Annotated in this window: 13 protein-coding genes; 8 read left to right on the top strand and 5 right to left on the bottom strand. The window is 59.7% G+C overall.

Features of this window, described 5'->3' with window-relative positions:
- Nucleotides 1-12 precede the first annotated feature (12 nt).
- Nucleotides 13-981 carry an ABC transporter substrate-binding protein gene (locus tag E5221_RS12890; protein WP_015270114.1) on the bottom strand — a complete coding sequence of 323 codons (969 nt, stop codon included), beginning with the start codon at nucleotides 979-981 and terminating at the stop codon, nucleotides 13-15.
- A gap of 199 nt (nucleotides 982-1,180) precedes the next feature.
- Here E5221_RS12890 and E5221_RS12885 point away from each other — a divergent pair, with 199 nt between their 5' ends.
- Nucleotides 1,181-2,095, top strand: a complete 915-nt coding sequence (locus E5221_RS12885; RefSeq protein WP_039612881.1) for a LysR family transcriptional regulator — start codon at nucleotides 1,181-1,183, stop codon at nucleotides 2,093-2,095.
- A 22-nt stretch (nucleotides 2,096-2,117) separates the two neighbouring features.
- Here E5221_RS12885 and E5221_RS12880 read toward each other — a convergent pair whose 3' ends face one another.
- The 4 genes from E5221_RS12880 to E5221_RS12865 form a co-directional block, all read right to left on the bottom strand.
- Nucleotides 2,118-4,661 (bottom strand): EAL domain-containing protein, encoded by a 2,544-nt coding sequence (locus tag E5221_RS12880; RefSeq protein ID WP_247847593.1) that lies wholly within the window; start codon nucleotides 4,659-4,661, stop codon nucleotides 2,118-2,120.
- Nucleotides 4,662-4,946: 285 nt separating this feature from the next.
- Nucleotides 4,947-5,306, bottom strand: coding sequence for a cupin domain-containing protein (locus E5221_RS12875; RefSeq protein WP_247847592.1), 360 nt, complete (start codon nucleotides 5,304-5,306; stop codon nucleotides 4,947-4,949).
- Nucleotides 5,303-5,896 carry a GNAT family N-acetyltransferase gene (locus E5221_RS12870; RefSeq protein ID WP_189121008.1) on the bottom strand — a complete coding sequence of 198 codons (594 nt, stop codon included), beginning with the start codon at nucleotides 5,894-5,896 and terminating at the stop codon, nucleotides 5,303-5,305. The genes E5221_RS12875 and E5221_RS12870 overlap by 4 nt, the downstream gene beginning before the upstream one ends.
- A gap of 412 nt (nucleotides 5,897-6,308) precedes the next feature.
- Nucleotides 6,309-6,758 (bottom strand): helix-turn-helix domain-containing protein, encoded by a 450-nt coding sequence (locus E5221_RS12865; protein ID WP_247847591.1) that lies wholly within the window; start codon nucleotides 6,756-6,758, stop codon nucleotides 6,309-6,311.
- A gap of 98 nt (nucleotides 6,759-6,856) precedes the next feature.
- On the opposite strand from E5221_RS12865, the gene E5221_RS12860 reads away from it, so the two are divergent.
- The 7 genes from E5221_RS12860 to E5221_RS12830 all read left to right on the top strand — a co-directional run bounded on the left by E5221_RS12860 (nucleotide 6,857) and on the right by E5221_RS12830 (nucleotide 16,069).
- Entirely contained in the window at nucleotides 6,857-7,798 is a 942-nt protein-coding gene (locus tag E5221_RS12860; protein ID WP_182328744.1) for an aromatic alcohol reductase, read from the top strand.
- A gap of 540 nt (nucleotides 7,799-8,338) precedes the next feature.
- Nucleotides 8,339-9,844: a PLP-dependent aminotransferase family protein gene (locus tag E5221_RS12855; protein WP_247847590.1), complete on the top strand. Its 1,506-nt coding sequence runs from the start codon at nucleotides 8,339-8,341 to the stop codon at nucleotides 9,842-9,844.
- A gap of 111 nt (nucleotides 9,845-9,955) precedes the next feature.
- Nucleotides 9,956-11,026: a TIM barrel protein gene (locus E5221_RS12850; protein ID WP_061552114.1), complete on the top strand. Its 1,071-nt coding sequence runs from the start codon at nucleotides 9,956-9,958 to the stop codon at nucleotides 11,024-11,026.
- A gap of 33 nt (nucleotides 11,027-11,059) precedes the next feature.
- Nucleotides 11,060-12,325, top strand: a complete 1,266-nt coding sequence (locus E5221_RS12845; RefSeq protein ID WP_023660577.1) for an MFS transporter — start codon at nucleotides 11,060-11,062, stop codon at nucleotides 12,323-12,325.
- Between the two features lie 604 nt (nucleotides 12,326-12,929).
- On the top strand, nucleotides 12,930-14,339 hold the full coding sequence (locus tag E5221_RS12840; RefSeq protein WP_015270106.1) for a circularly permuted type 2 ATP-grasp protein: 1,410 nt from the start codon (nucleotides 12,930-12,932) through the stop codon (nucleotides 14,337-14,339).
- Between the two features lie 3 nt (nucleotides 14,340-14,342).
- On the top strand, nucleotides 14,343-15,293 hold the full coding sequence (locus E5221_RS12835; RefSeq protein ID WP_015270105.1) for an alpha-E domain-containing protein: 951 nt from the start codon (nucleotides 14,343-14,345) through the stop codon (nucleotides 15,291-15,293).
- Complete coding sequence (locus E5221_RS12830; protein ID WP_085719790.1) at nucleotides 15,290-16,069, top strand: transglutaminase family protein; 780 nt, start codon at nucleotides 15,290-15,292, stop codon at nucleotides 16,067-16,069. Before E5221_RS12835 ends, E5221_RS12830 begins: the two co-directional genes overlap by 4 nt.
- The last annotated feature ends 31 nt before the right edge of the window (nucleotides 16,070-16,100 follow it).

Here is a 16,100-nt window from a genome sequence, read left to right as displayed (position 1 = left end):
GAGCCCACACGCTCAGAGTGCCGCGTCCACCTTTTTGGCTGCGTCTTCGCTGACCCAGCTGTGCCAGACCTCGGGGTGCTCCTTGAGGAACAACTTGGCCAGTTCCGGCGACTCGATGCGATCTTTGCTCATGCGCGCCAGGTTCTGGTTCAGCAGGTCGATCGGCAGATTGACCTTTTCCAGCACCGCCACCAGTTCCGGCGCCTGCTCGTGGAAGGCCTTCGACAGGCCCACTTTGATGGTCAGGGATTTATCCACGCCTGGCTTCTCGTCCAGCTTGACCAGGTCGACCAGGCCCATCAGCGGCGTCGGCGACCAGTAGTAGAACAGGATCGGCTCGCCACGCTTGTAGCTCGACAGCACGGCGGCATCCAGTGCCGGGCCGGTGCCCGGGCGGAAGTTGGTGTAGCTGCTTTCCAGGCCGTAGTGCTTGAGCATCTCGCTGTTGTCCAGCTCGCAGGTCCAGCCGGCCGGGCAATTGTAGAAGCGCCCCTTGTCCGGTTCTTCCGGGTCCTTGAATACCTGGGCGTATTGCCCAAGATCGGCGATGGTCTTGAGGTTCGGTGCCTTGGCTTCGAGTTTGCGCTTGGGGTCGCCTTCGATCACGTAACGCGGCACATACCAGCCTTCGACTGCGCCAACGACCGGCGCGCCGACGCCAACGACCTTGCCGGCGGCCGCAGCCTTGTTCCAGACCTCGCTGCGCCCTACCCACTCTTCGGCAAACACCTGAATGTCGTTGCTGCTCAGGGCGTTTTCCATGGAGATGGAGTTACCCGGCAGGCTGTCGGTTTCACAGCCATAACCATTTTTCAGCACGAACTGCATCACGTCGGTGAGCAGCATCCCGCTTTCCCAGTTCAATCCGGCGAATTTCACCGGTTTGCCAGACTCGCACCAGCCGGCCGCCTGGCTGGCACCAGCGGCCGCCAGCAGCCCGAAAGATAGTGTGGTGGTCAGCAGAGCCTTTGTAATTTTCATTGTGACGCTCCCAAACAAGAACATGGATTGCAGTAGTCGAGGGCATCCGGCCCAAAGAGGGTCGCCAAACTGGCTGATCAGCCTTGCAATCGGCATCGGCGTGGCACCTGTGATCGGTTGCCACTGCACAGAGGAAATATTTCACAACCTCAAAAAAGGATAAAATAATATGTCCTGATGTATCACAACGGAAAAACCTATGAAGTTCACACTGCGACAACTGCGCTACGCGCTCGCAGCGGCCAAGCACGGGAACCTCACGACTGCCGCCATGGAGCTTCATGTTTCGCAGCCCTCCATTTCGGCGGCCATCAGCGAACTGGAAGAGGTGCTGGGCCAATCTATTTTCGTGCGCCAACGTGGCCTCGGCATATCGCTGACCCCGTTCGGGCGTACCGTCATGGTCCAGGCCCGCCGCGTTCTGAGCGAGGCTCGGACCTTTGCCGAGATCAATGCCAATGCAGGAGAGTGTGTCGGAGAGTTGGTGGTCGGATGTTTTGAAGACCTGGCGCCCTATTGCCTGCCACAGATCGTGCGACGGATGCAGGAGTCCTGCCCGAGGGTCACGGTCGATATGCGCGAAGGCAGCTTCGATTATGTTGGCAAGCGGCTGAGTGAGGGTGCGATAGAGCTGGCGATCACCTACGATCTGGGTCTGCCGCCGAACACTCAATGCACCCAGCTGTGTCAGCTGACCGCTCAGGTACTGCTGGCTGCCGATCACCCTTTGGCCAGGGAGTCGCGCGTCAGCCTCAAGGCGCTATCCGAATACACCCTGGTAGTCACCGATCAGGTCCACAGCTGGCAGCATGTGCTGGACCTGTTCAGCTTCTACGATCTTTCGCCCGCCGCTGTACACCGTGTGCGCACCTTCGAGATGCAGCGTAGCCTGGTCGCCAACGGGTTTGGCGTGGCGCTGATCTACACCCGGCCATTTGGTGACCGCAGTTATGATGGTCAAGCGCTGGTATGTCGGCCGACCGAGGAGAAATTGCCAACGCACAGCATCGTGCTGGCGCATGATCAGCGCTATCCGCTGACGCCTTCGGCTGAGGCATTCAAGGAGCTGGCGGTGGCATGGTTCGCGGAACGGCCGTCGTTTGCATCCGAATGAAACTGCCCTCCTCTGCGAAGCGTCATTGCGCTAACGACACCTGGTCTTTCATCATCCCCATCAGTGCCTCGTTTTCCAGCGGTTTGCTGAGCAAAAAGCCTTGTACTTCATGGCATTGGTCATCGCTGAGCAAGGCCAGTTGCTCGGCGGTCTCGACACCTTCGGCAGTCACCGTCATGCCCATTGCATTGCCAAGGTTGATGATGGCCTGGACCACGCTTCGGTCGCTGCCGCTCTTGCCCAGGTGCTGCACGAAGCGCTTGTCGATCTTGATGCTGTCGAACGGGTAGGTACGCAGGTAACCCAGCGAGGAGTAACCGGTCCCGAAGTCGTCCATGTTCAGGCGCACGCCCAGCTCCTTCAGTGCAAGCATGGTGTGCAGTGCGCCTTCGACATCGTTGAGCATGACGTTTTCGGTAATTTCCAGCTCCAGGCGGTGGGCTGGCAGCCCGGTGGCGCGCAACGCGTTACCGACGTCGCGGACCACATCGCTGCGGCTGAACTGGGCCGGCGACATGTTGACCGAGACCATCACCGCCTGCGGCCAGCCCCGCGCCTTGATGCAGGCGTCATGCAGCACCCAGTTGCCAAGCAGCACGATAAGGTCGGACTCTTCGGCAAGTGGAATGAAACGGTCCGGGCGCAGCAGGCCCAAGCGAGGGTGTTGCCAGCGCACCAGGGCCTCGGCCGATGCGATCGAGACCCCATCGACCTTGAAGCGCGGCTGAAAATGCAGCACCAGTTCGCCACGCGGTATACCCTCGCGCAACTCGCTTTCCAGCACACGTTTCTCCATCAATGCTGCGTTCATCTGTGCCGAAAAGAAGCGCCAGGTGTTCTTGCCCGCCTGCTTGGCGCTGTAAAGGGCCACGTCGGCGTGCCGGATCAGGTCGCTCGGTGTACCGGGGTATTCGGCCGACAGGACTACACCCAGGCTCACCCCCACTTGCACGACATGCCCTTCGACCTGAATGGGGCGCTTGATCGCCTCGATCACGCGCATGCAGAACCGGTCCATGTCTTCGTGATCGCCCGGCCGGGTAAGTACGACGATGAATTCATCACCTCCCAGACGGGCGACCAGATCACTGTCACGGGTAGCTTGACCGAGGCGGCTCGCTACCTCGAGCAGCACAGCGTCGCCGGCTGGATGCCCAAGGCTGTCGTTGATGGGCTTGAAGTTGTCCAGGTCCAGCATCAACAGCGCCAGCTGGGCGCCAGGCGTTGATTGTTCGAGAAAACGGAACAGCTTGTTGCGATTAGGCAGGCCGGTCAGGGCGTCGTGCAAAGACAGGTGCTGAATCTGGGCATGGGCGGCCACTTCGTCGGTGATGTCGCTGCACGTGCCACGAAAGCCGGTACAGACGCCCTCGGCCACGATCGCACGAGATGCGATCCTGCAGATACGCTGTTGACCGAGATGGTCCTGGTACTGGCAGCGCAGCGTGCCGGAAGAGCCTGTCGCGGCCAGGCTGTGCAGCGAGGTCCGCAGGTTACTGGTGTCACACGACAGCAACTCGGTAATCGGGCGCTGTCGCCACGCTTCGACGGGGTGCCCGGTGAGTTCGGTGAACCGGTCCGAAAGGTAGGTCAGCCGAAGGAGTACATCAGTTTCCCATATCCAGTCCGACGCGGCTTCGGCCACTGCCTTGAAGCGCTCTTCACTCGATTGCAGGGCAACCCGGGAAGTCATAAGAGCACGGTGGCTACGATCGATCCTGGTGCTGGCCCGAATCGCATAGCGTGCAAACAATGCCATGCTCAACGCGATGAATAGAACGGCGATAGCCAAGGGCGCGATTACCGTGTGGATCAATTCGGTGCCAGGCTGCGGTATACCCCATGTCAAGGCGTGGCCGCTGCCTTCGAGTGGCAGGGCACCGCGCCCTTGGCGCTGATCGGCCGAATCGTCCACGGCCAGGCCGGACAACCCCGCCGCCTGGCCCAGCGGCAAAAGCACCTGTGGCGATAGTACCCGAATGAACACCAACACCGCAGTTGGTCCCGGCGGGCGGGCCGGCTGGGTCTGCGGGCGGATCAGTGCAGCGACGTACACCGCCGGCTGGCCACGAAAGACCAGGTAGCCTGACGACGCCTGATCGTGCTGCGCTGCTTGCCGAGCCTCCTGCAGGATCTTGCCAGCACTGACAGTATGATGCTCCAGGCCCTGCTGGCTGAGCTTACCGTCCAGTATTGCGTACCGAGTGCCGTCGTCATCGAGCACATATACGCCTTCGTACCCATCGGAGGTATAGAGCGTGGCGCCGACGTTGTCCTCGTCGTATGCCCAATGTGCATCGACCTGCCCGCCCAAGTGATCATAGGCGGCCTGCCAGTTGGCATGGGTCAGCAGGAACGTCTTGTCGTTTTTCTGCAACTGGGCCATGGCGGATTCAGCATAGAAGCGGCTTTGCTGCACTTGCCGGGCATCCAGCGCCTCGGCGAGGCGGTAGAGGGAGAACAGCCCCAATAACAAGGCCAGCAGCAGAATCAAGGAAAACACCACGATCAGTTGCCCGACCACATGACTACGGGTCGACATTTCATTGTCAGCAAGGACGTCCATTGGTTCACCATCGCGGCCTAGGGTCTCCCGGTTGACCGGGCAGCAGGACTGGAGGTCGATGGAGCTGACGATCGGTGGTTGGCAGTTTGAGGCGGACTCAAGATCCTGAGGCCGTGCTGAGCCCCTTTCGCGACACAAGGCCGTCCCCACAAAGGCTCAGTTCCCTGCGCGACAGCGCAGACATGAGGTTCAGAGGACTGTTGTTCCCTGCCAAAGAACATTCGAGCGCCGCCAGCAGGCAAGCATGCTAACTGACCCTGCGCTGCGCTCGATGAAACGCAAGCCTTAGTTCGCGGGCAAGAGGATCACGAAGTTCTTTTTCATGTCTTCCAGCACGGTCCATTTGCCCTTGGCGCCCGGTTCGATAATGAACGTGTCGCCAGCGGCCAGTGTGATGGGAGCGCATCCCTCAAGCTCGATGACGCAGCGTCCATTCAGGACATGGCAGAACTCCCAAACCTTGTAGTCGATGCGCCACGCCCCGGTGCTGGCTTCCCATTCTCCGGAAATGCGACCTTGCTGTTCGTCGTGATAGTACTTGGACGTCAGCGTATGAGGGGTGCCTTCAAGGACCTCTTCAAAAAAAGGAAGGTCACGTACCGGCTGAATATCCAGTTCGCGGAACACGGTCAGTTTCTTGTTCATGGTTTTTTCTCGAGCACGTTGTGGTTAGGGCGGTACATCAAATAGGCTTCACCGGTCACGCCCAGCATCGGGTGCGGGACGATCTGGCAGGTTTTTACAATTTGAAAACCGTGACGCTCGTAGAAGCGGCGTGCACCGTGGTTTTCTGCATAATCGATCAGGCATAGCCCATTCAGGCCAGACTCCTCGGCGCGCTGCTGGGCGTGGCGAAGAAACTGGACGCCCAGCCCCTGGCTGCGCCAGGCTTCGTCCAGGGCCAGGCTGGATATGTACAAGGTATCGGGTATTTCCATGTCGGAATAAGGCGCCAGCACCGGGTCTGTCTCGACAGGCCTGTCAGGGGTCTCGCGCAAGGCATAGCTATGCATCATGCCGATGACGCGCCCTTCGAAAGTGGCCATCAGGCAGTTCTTATAGGAAAAGTCTCCCTGCTCCCTGGCATAGCGAGACGCGCCGACACTCAGCAATGCTTCTCCAGGTGCGGCAAGCTTGCTCCATATGTAATCGGCCATACCTTCCGATGTCAGTTGAAAAAAGCGCGCAATATCGTGCGCGTCCGAGGCTTGAGCGGGTCTGAAGTCGACAGACATTTACAGTGCTCCCATGGGATCGGGTGGTTAGTTTTCAAGGATTACGCCTTTGACAGGGTGGCAGGGTAAGCAGGTTTAGCGGTTCCCATCATGCTCTGGGCGAACACTGTCAGCACGGCGTGCGACGCCGTCCCATGCTTGGAGGCACGTGGCCGAACAAAGGCGCATGCCTGGGAATCGATCGTGCAGTTGCAGGAGTTGCTGAGGCGAAAAGCGGGGCGACCTGTGCTTCCATGACGGGATTGCCGGAATCAGAACAGGTTTGTCTCGGTATGGAGCTGTATATCACGTAAGGCAGCTACCGACCCATAGCTGCCCTTCGCGAAGGGCGGCTGTAGGCCAAAGGCATGCGTTCGATTTTTGCTAGGTCAAATCGAGTGCTACTTATCTGAATGAGGGTGCACGCTATCGATTACTCTGGATCAAAGAGTGCCGGGGTGGGGATTTGCCAGGCGGGCTTCTTTTCACCTTGATTGTCGAAAGCGCGACGCGCCTCGCGGAATTCCTCAGCGTTTTCGACCACCCACATCCAAACGGGGGACATCCGAACCAACAGCTCCATACCCAGCGGCGTCAGCTCGTATTCGACGCGCGGCGGAATTTCCTCGAACTCCCGTCGAAGCAGTAATCCATCCCGCTCCATGGCGCGTAGCGTCTTGGTGAGCATTCGCTGGGTCACCCCAGTCATCTGCCTTTTTATCTCGGCGTGGCGCATCGTGCCGTACACGCCCAAGGCATGCAGGATGCCCAATGACCATCGGCTACCTGCGTGAGCGAGGACTTCCCGCCTGACGCCATCATCATCTTCTCGGAGCGTTTGGCAGATGGCTTCTGCCTGGCTCAGAGCGTCCTGATTGGTCATTTGTTCCTCCTAGGTATCACGCGTGTGCCTTCTTACGAGTACTGCCTGATCATGCCAGCATTTGCTCATGTTATAGGCATCACGCCTCAGGAGGAATCATGACCGAAGCAACCCCACTTTCCCCTCAATCCATTCTTGTTCTCGGCGCCGGGGAGCTTGGTCTCCCGGTTTTGCGCAATCTCGTGCGAGTGGCAAAACGCGCACCCGGTTCCCAAATTAGCGTTCTTCTCCGAGAGTCGACCATCAACACCCAGATACCGGAGAAAAAGGCCGAAATCGATGAGCTTCGCGGGCTGGGCATTCAGATGGTCGCAGCGGACCTGGTGAACGATTCAATTGAACAGTTAGCTGAAGTGTTCGCCCGGTTCGATACCGTCATAGGCTGTGCCGGCATGGTCGCGGGTCGAGAAACCCCCATGAAACTGGCAACAGCAGCGCTAAGGTCGGGGGTGAAGCGCTACTTCCCGTGGCAGTTTGGCGTGGATTTCGAAGTGATCGGTCGGGGCAGCCCTCAAGATCTTTTCGATTCTCAACTCGATGTACGCGAGGCGCTTCGTGCGCAAGACAAAACTGAATGGGTCATTATCTCGACGGGCATGTTCACCAGCTTCCTTTTCGAGCCCGTATTTGAGGTCGTCGACTTCGACAATGACACCGTTAACGCTCTCGGCAGTCTTGAGAACAGCGTGACGCTCACTACACCAGACGACATCGGCGCTCTCACGGCGGAAATCGTCTTCTTCGAACCTCGCTTCCGCAACGAGATTGTCTATCTCTCAGGCGACACGGTGTCGTATGGACAAGTCGCGAACATCCTCGAACATGCGCTGGGTCGCCCGTTCAAAACTAACGTGTGGACTGTTCCGTTCCTGATGGATGAGCTGAGAAAAGACCCTACCCATCACATCAAAAAGTACCGTGCTGTGTTCGCACAGGGCAGAGGTGTGGCATGGCCTAAATCGGGAACCTTCAACGAACAGCAGTCGATTCCAGTAACCACCGCTGAGCAATGGGCTCGGGCGAACCTTGGGGGCAAGTGAGGGCGACGACAGATAGCTGACTTGCCGAGAAACTCCTAGGCTCGACAGTGGACGCTGATAACTAGGCTGAGCGTTTAGGGGGCGACAAGCTGTCTAGACTTCAGCAAAGGGCCTCAGTGTCCGCAATGGGTCGAAAGCTGCCGGTCGGGATGACCGCTTTCGACCCAAAGCGGACATCTGTAACCGGGGCCGCTTCGCGGCCCATCGCCGGCAAGCGCGGCTCCCACAAGTACAGCGCATGCCTGAAGGCTGGTGATATTCCTGTGGGAGCCGGCTTGCCGGCGATGAGGCCGGTACTGACTACAGAGCTTTGGATCAGTGTCCGCCTTGGGTCGATAGCGGTCAGCCGTAACCCGCTGTTTGTTGGCCCAAAGCAGACGCTTTCCAGTTGACGTGAATCGGTCCTTTTCATTATCCAGCCCCGGACTGTACCGGACATCGACACCGCACAGATGACTTATCGGGTATCGCTCGCTACCCTGAAATCCCGTCGCCTGACGGTTCCCGGGTCAAATCCCGTTTCACCCAGACGAGCATGTCATGAAATCCCCCACAGGTTTGCTGCTGTCGGCTATCGAACTGGACCGTGCCAGTGCCATACCTCTGTACCGTCAACTGTATCTGCAAATTCGCAAACAGATTCTCAACGGCAGAATTCAGGGGGGCGTGCGCCTGCCGTCGACGCGGACCTTGAGCATCGAGCTGGGGCTGTCGCGAATCACCATCCTCAATGCTTTCGATCAGTTGATTGCCGAAGGTTTCCTGGCCTCGCGCACGGGTGCAGGTACGTATGTCGGTACTGAGTGGGAAAACCGGAGTATCGAGGACGAGCAACCGCGCCAGCCGCCGCGCCTGTCCGAACTGAGCCAGTCGATGCTGTCGCTGCGCAGCGATCATTTTCGCGGGGTGTCCTATGCCGACTGGGATCCGGCGACGCCGACCTCCTTCCTGCCCAGTCACAGCACCTATGAAGAATTTCCGCAAGCCATCTGGCGGCGCCTGATGAACCGTCATTTGCTCAAGCCGACCAAGGCGATTCTGGGTTATGGCGAGTTGCAAGGCTTGCAGGCGTTTCGCACAGCGATTGCCGAATACGTCTTCGATGCGCGGGGTATCGACTGCAATGCCGAGCAAGTGGTGATCGTTTCCGGCGCGCAGCAAGCGTTCAACCTGCTGGGCATGCTGCTGCTCAATCCGCAGGACAGTGTCTGGATGGAAGACCCTGGGCACATCGCCGCGCGAATTGCGTTGCAAGCCCAGGGGGCCAAGATCATTCCGTTGCGTATTGATGAGCAGGGGATCGATGTCCAGCAAGGCCTTGCCGAGTGCCCTGATGCACGCCTGGTGTTTTGTACGCCTTCGCGTCAGCATCCTTTGGGTGTCACCCTGAGTTATCTGCGGCGCCAGGCACTCATCGACTGGGCTGCGCAGCATCAGAGCTGGATCATCGAGGACGATTGCGACAGCGAGTTTCGCTACAGTGGTCGACTTCTCCCGGCACTGTATGCCTTGGACCAGATGGCCCGGGTGATCTACGTCGGCACGTTCAGCAAAGTGCTCTTTCCGTCACTGCGACTGGGTTACGTGATTCTGCCGCAGGCTCTGGTCGAGCCCTTCTGCACCCTGCGCGCGGTCATGGATCGCAGCCCGCCCACACTGCTTCAGGCCACAACGGCCGACTTCATGAGCGAAGGCCACTTCCTGGGGCACATCCGCCGCATGCGTGCACTGTACAAGGCGCGCCAGCAGGCGTTGATCGAACAACTTGAAAAGCAGATCGGCAGCTTTTTCAGGATCACTCCGACGGATGCCGGCATGCACCTGATCGCCTGGCTGCCCCCCGAACTCAGTGACACTGAAATCGCCCGGCAACTGGCCCGACACAACATCCACACCTACGCCTTGAGCGACTACCGCATCAAGCGTGACCTGCCGCCTGCCCTGTTGATCGGTTTTGCCGGCACGCCTGAAAAGCAGGCCCGGGAGCGTGTCGAGGAGCTGGCCCAGGCTTTGCGCACGCTGGGTTATCTTCCGCCGACCACTTGATGCGTGGAAAGTGGCCTTATCAATTAATTGATAATGGATCTATCGAGAGTTCCTGGCTGGCGCGATAAAGGCTGCGCCGGTAGACCGGTGCCTGAACCAGGAACAACTCTAATGAACAACAAGATCCAGGAACGATTCAACGCCTTGCTGAGCCACAAGGTGGTCGAACACGTGGCTGCTCCAGTGCTGACAGCGGCACTGGCCCAGCGGCTGCTTGAGCGTCTCGGGCAATTGCGCCTGTTTGCCCACGCCTACCCGCTACTGACCAACCTCACCCACGGTCGTGTCACACCCGCGGACATGCTGGACTTCGCCTATCGCCACGAGCTGCAAGGCCTGAGCCTGCATTTGCTCGACGGCGAGGAAAACAGCCTGAGCCAGATGTCGCCAGAGCAGCTCCAGGCGTTTGCCAGCAAGGCCAAGGCGCTGGGGCTGGATGTGCACCTGGAAATCAGCAGCACGCTGAAAAAGGATGTCGACCAGGTGATCGCCATCGCCAAGCAACTGGGGGTGCGCAACATCCGTGTCTACTCACGTTACGAGGGTCCGCTGTCGCGGGTCATGGACGTGATCGAGACCGACCTGCACTACCTCGCACAACAGGCCGATGCCAACGATCTGTACTTTGACTTCGAGCAGCATGAAGAACTCAAGAGCAGCGAAATTGCGCAGCTGCTCAACCGTGTCAACCACCCTCGCCTGCATGCCCTGTTCGACTTCGGCAACATGATCAATGCCTGCGAACAGCCCCTGCAGGCCCTGCACAACCTGGCGCCGCACATCCGCCAGGCTCACCTCAAGGGCGTACGCATCGTCCCCGAACAAAACGGCTTCGGCCATTACGGCGTGTTGCAAGGCAGCGACGAAGACGATCTGCCCAGCGCCCGCATGCTGTTCGAACTGTTGATGCTGGGCGAAGCAACCCCGCAAGTGATCGCGTTCATTCTCGAGCAGGAAAATCACTACGTGGCCCCGGCCTTCCGCCAGAGCCTCGAAGCAGCCGATCCATTCATTGCTTACCGGGAGATGAGCGAAACGCCGCTCCCGAAAGGCTACTCGCTCGAGCGCATGCTGGCCGACGAACACCGCTGGGCGAACAATCAGGTGGCCTATGTCCGAGGTTTGCTGGGCGAACTGCGCACCTTGGCTGAACTGACCCTGGCCGCTCCTTCCAACGCCTGAACCTGAAGACCCGATTACGCCCGGAGAACAATAATGACAACTCAAAACAAGGCCAAATGGCTCAGATTCCTGATTCTCATCCTTGGTGGCGGCACCATTTACAAGCTGGCGAATCTCAAGGACGCCTTCTATGTCCCCATGCAGGAATTCATGGGCCTGAGCCACACTGAAATCGGCATGCTGTTGAGTGCCAACGCGATCATCGCGACTGCACTGTTCGTGGTTGGTGGCCTGCTCGCCGATCGCTACGACACGCGCAAACTGATACCCCTCGGCCTGATCGGGACCGGAAGCCTCGGGTTGTACCTGGCGACCTTTCCGCCCTTCAGCAGTTTGCTGATCGTGTTCAGTCTGTTGGCCGTCTGTGCCGACTGCCTGTTCTGGCCATCGCTGCTCAAGGCCATCCGCAATCTGGGTGACGATCAGGAGCAAGGCCGGTTGTTCGGCCTGCTGGAAGGCGGGCGCGGCGTGGTTGATACGCTGGTGGCCTTTTCCGCACTGGGCGTGTTCGTCGCCATGGGCTCGGGGGAAGCCGGCCTGAAATCGGCGATCCTGTTCTACTCGGTCATCGACATTCTGGCTGGCACCCTGACCTGGGTCCTGCTCAAGGGCGGTAACGCGCAATCGGCCACCAAGCCGAAAAACGGTCTGGCAAACCTGATGGAGGCTATCAAGGTACCCGGTATCTGGTTGGTCAGCCTCAATGTGTTCATGGTCTACATCGTCTACTGCGGCCTGACCTATTTCATCCCCTACCTCAAGGAAATGTACGGGTTGCCAGTAGCGTTGGTAGGCGCCTACGGCATCATCAATCAATACTTCCTGAAAATCCTCGGCGGGCCTGCCGGCGGTTTCATTGCCGACAAGCAGTTCAAGAGCACCAGCCGTTACCTGAAGTGGGCATTTCTGGCGCTATTGCCGCTGATGGCCGTGATCATGCTGATTCCTAAAAGCCCGGGCTTCATCTATGCGGGGATGGCGGCCACCCTATCCTTCGCGCTGATTGTTTTCTCGATGCGCGGCGTGTTCTGGGCACCCATGGGCGAAGTCGGCATTCCCCAGCACATCACCGGCTCGGCCTTCGGCATCGGTTGCCTGATCGGCTATGCCCCCGGCATGTTTGCCTACGTCATCTATGGCGCGATCCTCGACCACTTCCCTGGTCAACAGGGCTACAACTATGTGTTCATTCTGATGAGCGTGCTGGCCATTGCAGGCTTCATGGTGTCCAGCCTTCTCTATCAAGCGGTACGCAAAAAATCCGTGCTCTCTGGCGGGGCCGACGCGGTACAAGCCTGATCGTCGTCACGGTTTACAGGAGGAGTCGTCCATCATGCCGACTCCTCCTCCGCCCACTCGACGAAATGCATTTTCATCCTGGAACGACGCGGCTGGAACCTCGGAAATGGCCAAATCCATTGATTGATAGTGACCGTTTTCGATCTGCAAGCGACGTCCAGAGTATTCTGCGTCGGTGACTGCGTCATAACCTGACACTCGGAACGAAACGCACTACTCCTTGCTTGCGCGGCCGGAGTGTCGCCTCGCCATGGACTCGCTCCAATTCGGAGCAAAAGCTGCAGCTCGGTGCATAACGCGCCTTTTTTTGAGGCGCGCCTGCCCCCCCTCCCGACGTTCCCGCACGGCTGCATGCGGCGCAGTCATCGAATTCAGCAATAAAACCCAAAATTTTCAAGGTGTTACCGCCAGCCCGTTGCCACTCCAGAGCTGTGCCTGGCTTTCGGCACCTTCATTGCAATGGCCTCTTGCGTGCACAACGCACAGCAATTGATCGGATTCGAGGCTCACCGCAGACAAAACACCCACCGACCCGCAAGGCCGCACCCTGAAACACGTAGATGAACCGCAATGAAGCTGCCGGCAACGGTGGCAAGGAGTGGGTATGTCCCGGGCATTTTTCAATGAAATGTATGATACGAACGGAAGTTGCCGCCCGCATTACCAGGAGTTCGCCCGCTGGTTGGCAAACACCCCGCTGGAATTGCTGGAGCAACGCCGACGCGAAGCTGACCTGCTGTTTCACCGCGCCGGTATCACCTTCACCTTGTACGGTGACAAAGAGGATACCGAGCGCCTGATCCCCTTTGACATCATCCCGCGCAGCATTCGCGCCAGCGAATGGCGCATGGTCGAGCGCGGCTGTATCCAGCGGGTTCAGGCGTTGAACCTGTTCCTGCAGGACATCTACCACGACCAGCGCATCCTAAAGGCCGGCATCATCCCGCCGGAACAAGTGCTGGCCAACGAAGGCTACCAGATCGCCATGCAGGGCCTGGGCCTGCACCGCGGGCTCTATGCCCATATCGCTGGCGTCGACCTGGTCCGTGACGGGGATGGCAGCTACTTCGTGCTGGAGGACAACCTGCGCACCCCCAGCGGGGTCAGCTACATGCTCGAAGACCGCAAGATGATGATGCGGCTGTTCCCCGAGCTGTTCGCCGCACAGCGTATCGCTCCCATCGACCACTACCCCAACCTGCTGCTGGACACGCTCAAGAGCGCAAGCCCACTGGACAACCCCACTGCCGTGTTGCTCACCCCTGGCCGCTTCAACAGTGCCTATTTCGAGCACGCCTTCCTGGCCCGGGAAATGGGCATCGAACTGGTCGAGGGTGCGGACCTGTTCATCCGTGACGAGCACGTCTACATGCGTACTACCGCTGGTCCAAAACAGGTGGATGTGATCTATCGCCGCCTGGACGACGACTACCTCGACCCGCTGTCGTTCAACCCTGACTCGATGCTGGGCGTGCCGGGGCTGATTTCGGTGTACCGCGCTGGCAACGTGGTGCTGGCCAATGCGGTAGGCACCGGGGTGGCAGACGACAAGTCGATCTACCCCTATGTCGACGACATGATCCGCTTCTATCTGAGCGAAGAGCCGGTCCTGAACAACGTCCCGACCTGGCAGTGCCGCAGGCCTGCAGAGCTTTCCCATGTCCTGGCCCACCTGCCCGAGCTGGTGGTCAAGGAAACCCAGGGCTCCGGTGGCTACGGCATGTTGGTCGGGCCTGCGGCGACCAGCGCACAGATCGAGGACTTCCGCGCCCGCATCAAGGCCCGCCCGCACGCCTACATCGCTCAACCTACCCTGTGCCTTTCCACATGCCCGACCTTCGTCGACAGCGGCATCGCGCCGCGCCACATCGACCTGCGCCCGTTCGTGCTGTCCGGCAGTGAAACCCGACTGGTGCCAGGCGGCCTTACCCGCGTGGCCCTTCAGGAAGGTTCGCTGGTGGTCAACTCGTCGCAAGGCGGCGGTACCAAGGACACCTGGGTGGTGGAGGACTGAACCATGCTTTCGAGAACTGCTTCCGACCTTTACTGGATGTCGCGCTACCTGGAGCGTGCAGAGAACCTTGCGCGCATGCTCGAGGTCAGTTATTCGCTGTCGCTGATGCCCCAGGCTGGCCGCAGCGACGGCCATGCCGAGCTGGCCATGTCACTGCTGGCATCCGGAACGCTGGACGACTACCGCCGCCGGCACACCGAGCTGGACACCGAGCGCATGCTGCACTTCTTCGCCCTCGATGCGACCAACCCCGGCAGCATCTATTGCTGCCTGCAGGCGGCGAGGACCAATGCCCACGCAGTACGTGGCCGCATCACTGCCGACATGTGGGAGAACATCAACGCTACCTGGATCGAGATGCGCAACATTGCCAGCAATGGCCTCGGCCGTTATGGCATCAGCCAGTTCTGCGACTGGGTCAAGGAACGCTCGCACCTGTTCCGCGGTGCTACTTCAGGCACCATCATGCGCAACGACGCTTACAGTTTCATCCGCCTGGGGACCTTCCTGGAGCGGGCTGACAACACCCTGCGCCTGCTCGATGCACGCTATGAAATGTTCGGGGAGGCCTCCGAGGAAGTCAGCGATGATTCTGCCCGCGGCTATTACCAATGGAGCGCCTTGCTGCGCGCGCTGACCTCCTACGAAGCCTTCAACGAACTGTATCGTGCCGCACCCAGTGCACGACCGGTGTCCGAGCTGCTATTGCTGCGGGTCGATGTGCCCCGCTCGCTGCATGCCTGCATCGAGGAGCTGGACCAGATCCTTGCCAGCCTGCCGGGCAGCACCGGGCGCGCCGCCCAGCGCATGGCCGCCGAACTCAACGCTCGCCTTCGCTACACCGCGATCGACGAAATACTCGAAGCAGGGTTGCACCCGTGGTTGAGCGACTTCATCGGGCGCATCAATCAACTGGGCCAGGCGGTCCACCACTCCTATCTGGAGGTCGTATGAAACTGTCCATTCGCCACGACACTACCTACAGCTATGCAAGCGATGTGTGCAACAGCATCCAGTTCCTGCGCCTGACGCCACGCAGCAGCGAGCGCCAGCGCATCACTGAATGGCAACTCGACCTGCCCTGCAAGGTCAACGGCCAGATCGACCCGTATGGCAACATCCTGCATGTATTGACCCTGGACAAACCCCATGGCCACCTGGCACTGACCGCCAGCGGCCAGGTAGAAATCGACCCGGATCGCGAGCAAGAGGCCGGCGAACATTCACCCCTGCCCTTCCTGCGCGGCAGCCACCTGACCCAGGCCGATGACACACTCAAGGCCTTCGCCAGCCGACATTGTGGCGAGCACCGTGACCGGGCCGCGCTGATCGGGCTGATGCAAGGTCTGGCCGAGCACATGCCATACAGCCCCGGTGCCACATCGGTGGGCACCACTGCCATCGAAGCGTTCAGCGGCGCTGCCGGGGTGTGCCAGGACCATACCCATGCGTTTCTCGCCTGCGCGCGCAGCCTGGGTATTCCGGCACGCTATGTGTCCGGTTACCTATGTACCGAAGACGAGCAGCACCTGGCCAGCCATGCCTGGGCGGAAGCCTGGGTCGATGACGCCTGGTACAGCTTCGACATCACCAACCGCCTGACCCGGCCAGAACGCCACCTGAAGCTGGCAGTGGGCCTGGACTACCTCGATGCCTGCCCGGTCAGGGGCGTGCGCCGCGGGGGCGGCGCCGAATCGATGCAGGCCAGCGTACACGTGCACCGCCAATGACAGGTGCGGCATCCGTTCATGAAAAAAACAA

This window comes from Pseudomonas sp. A2, from assembly GCF_023100865.1.
Lineage (GTDB): Bacteria > Pseudomonadota > Gammaproteobacteria > Pseudomonadales > Pseudomonadaceae > Aquipseudomonas > Aquipseudomonas asiatica.
This window is presented reverse-complemented; position numbering and strand designations above follow the sequence as displayed.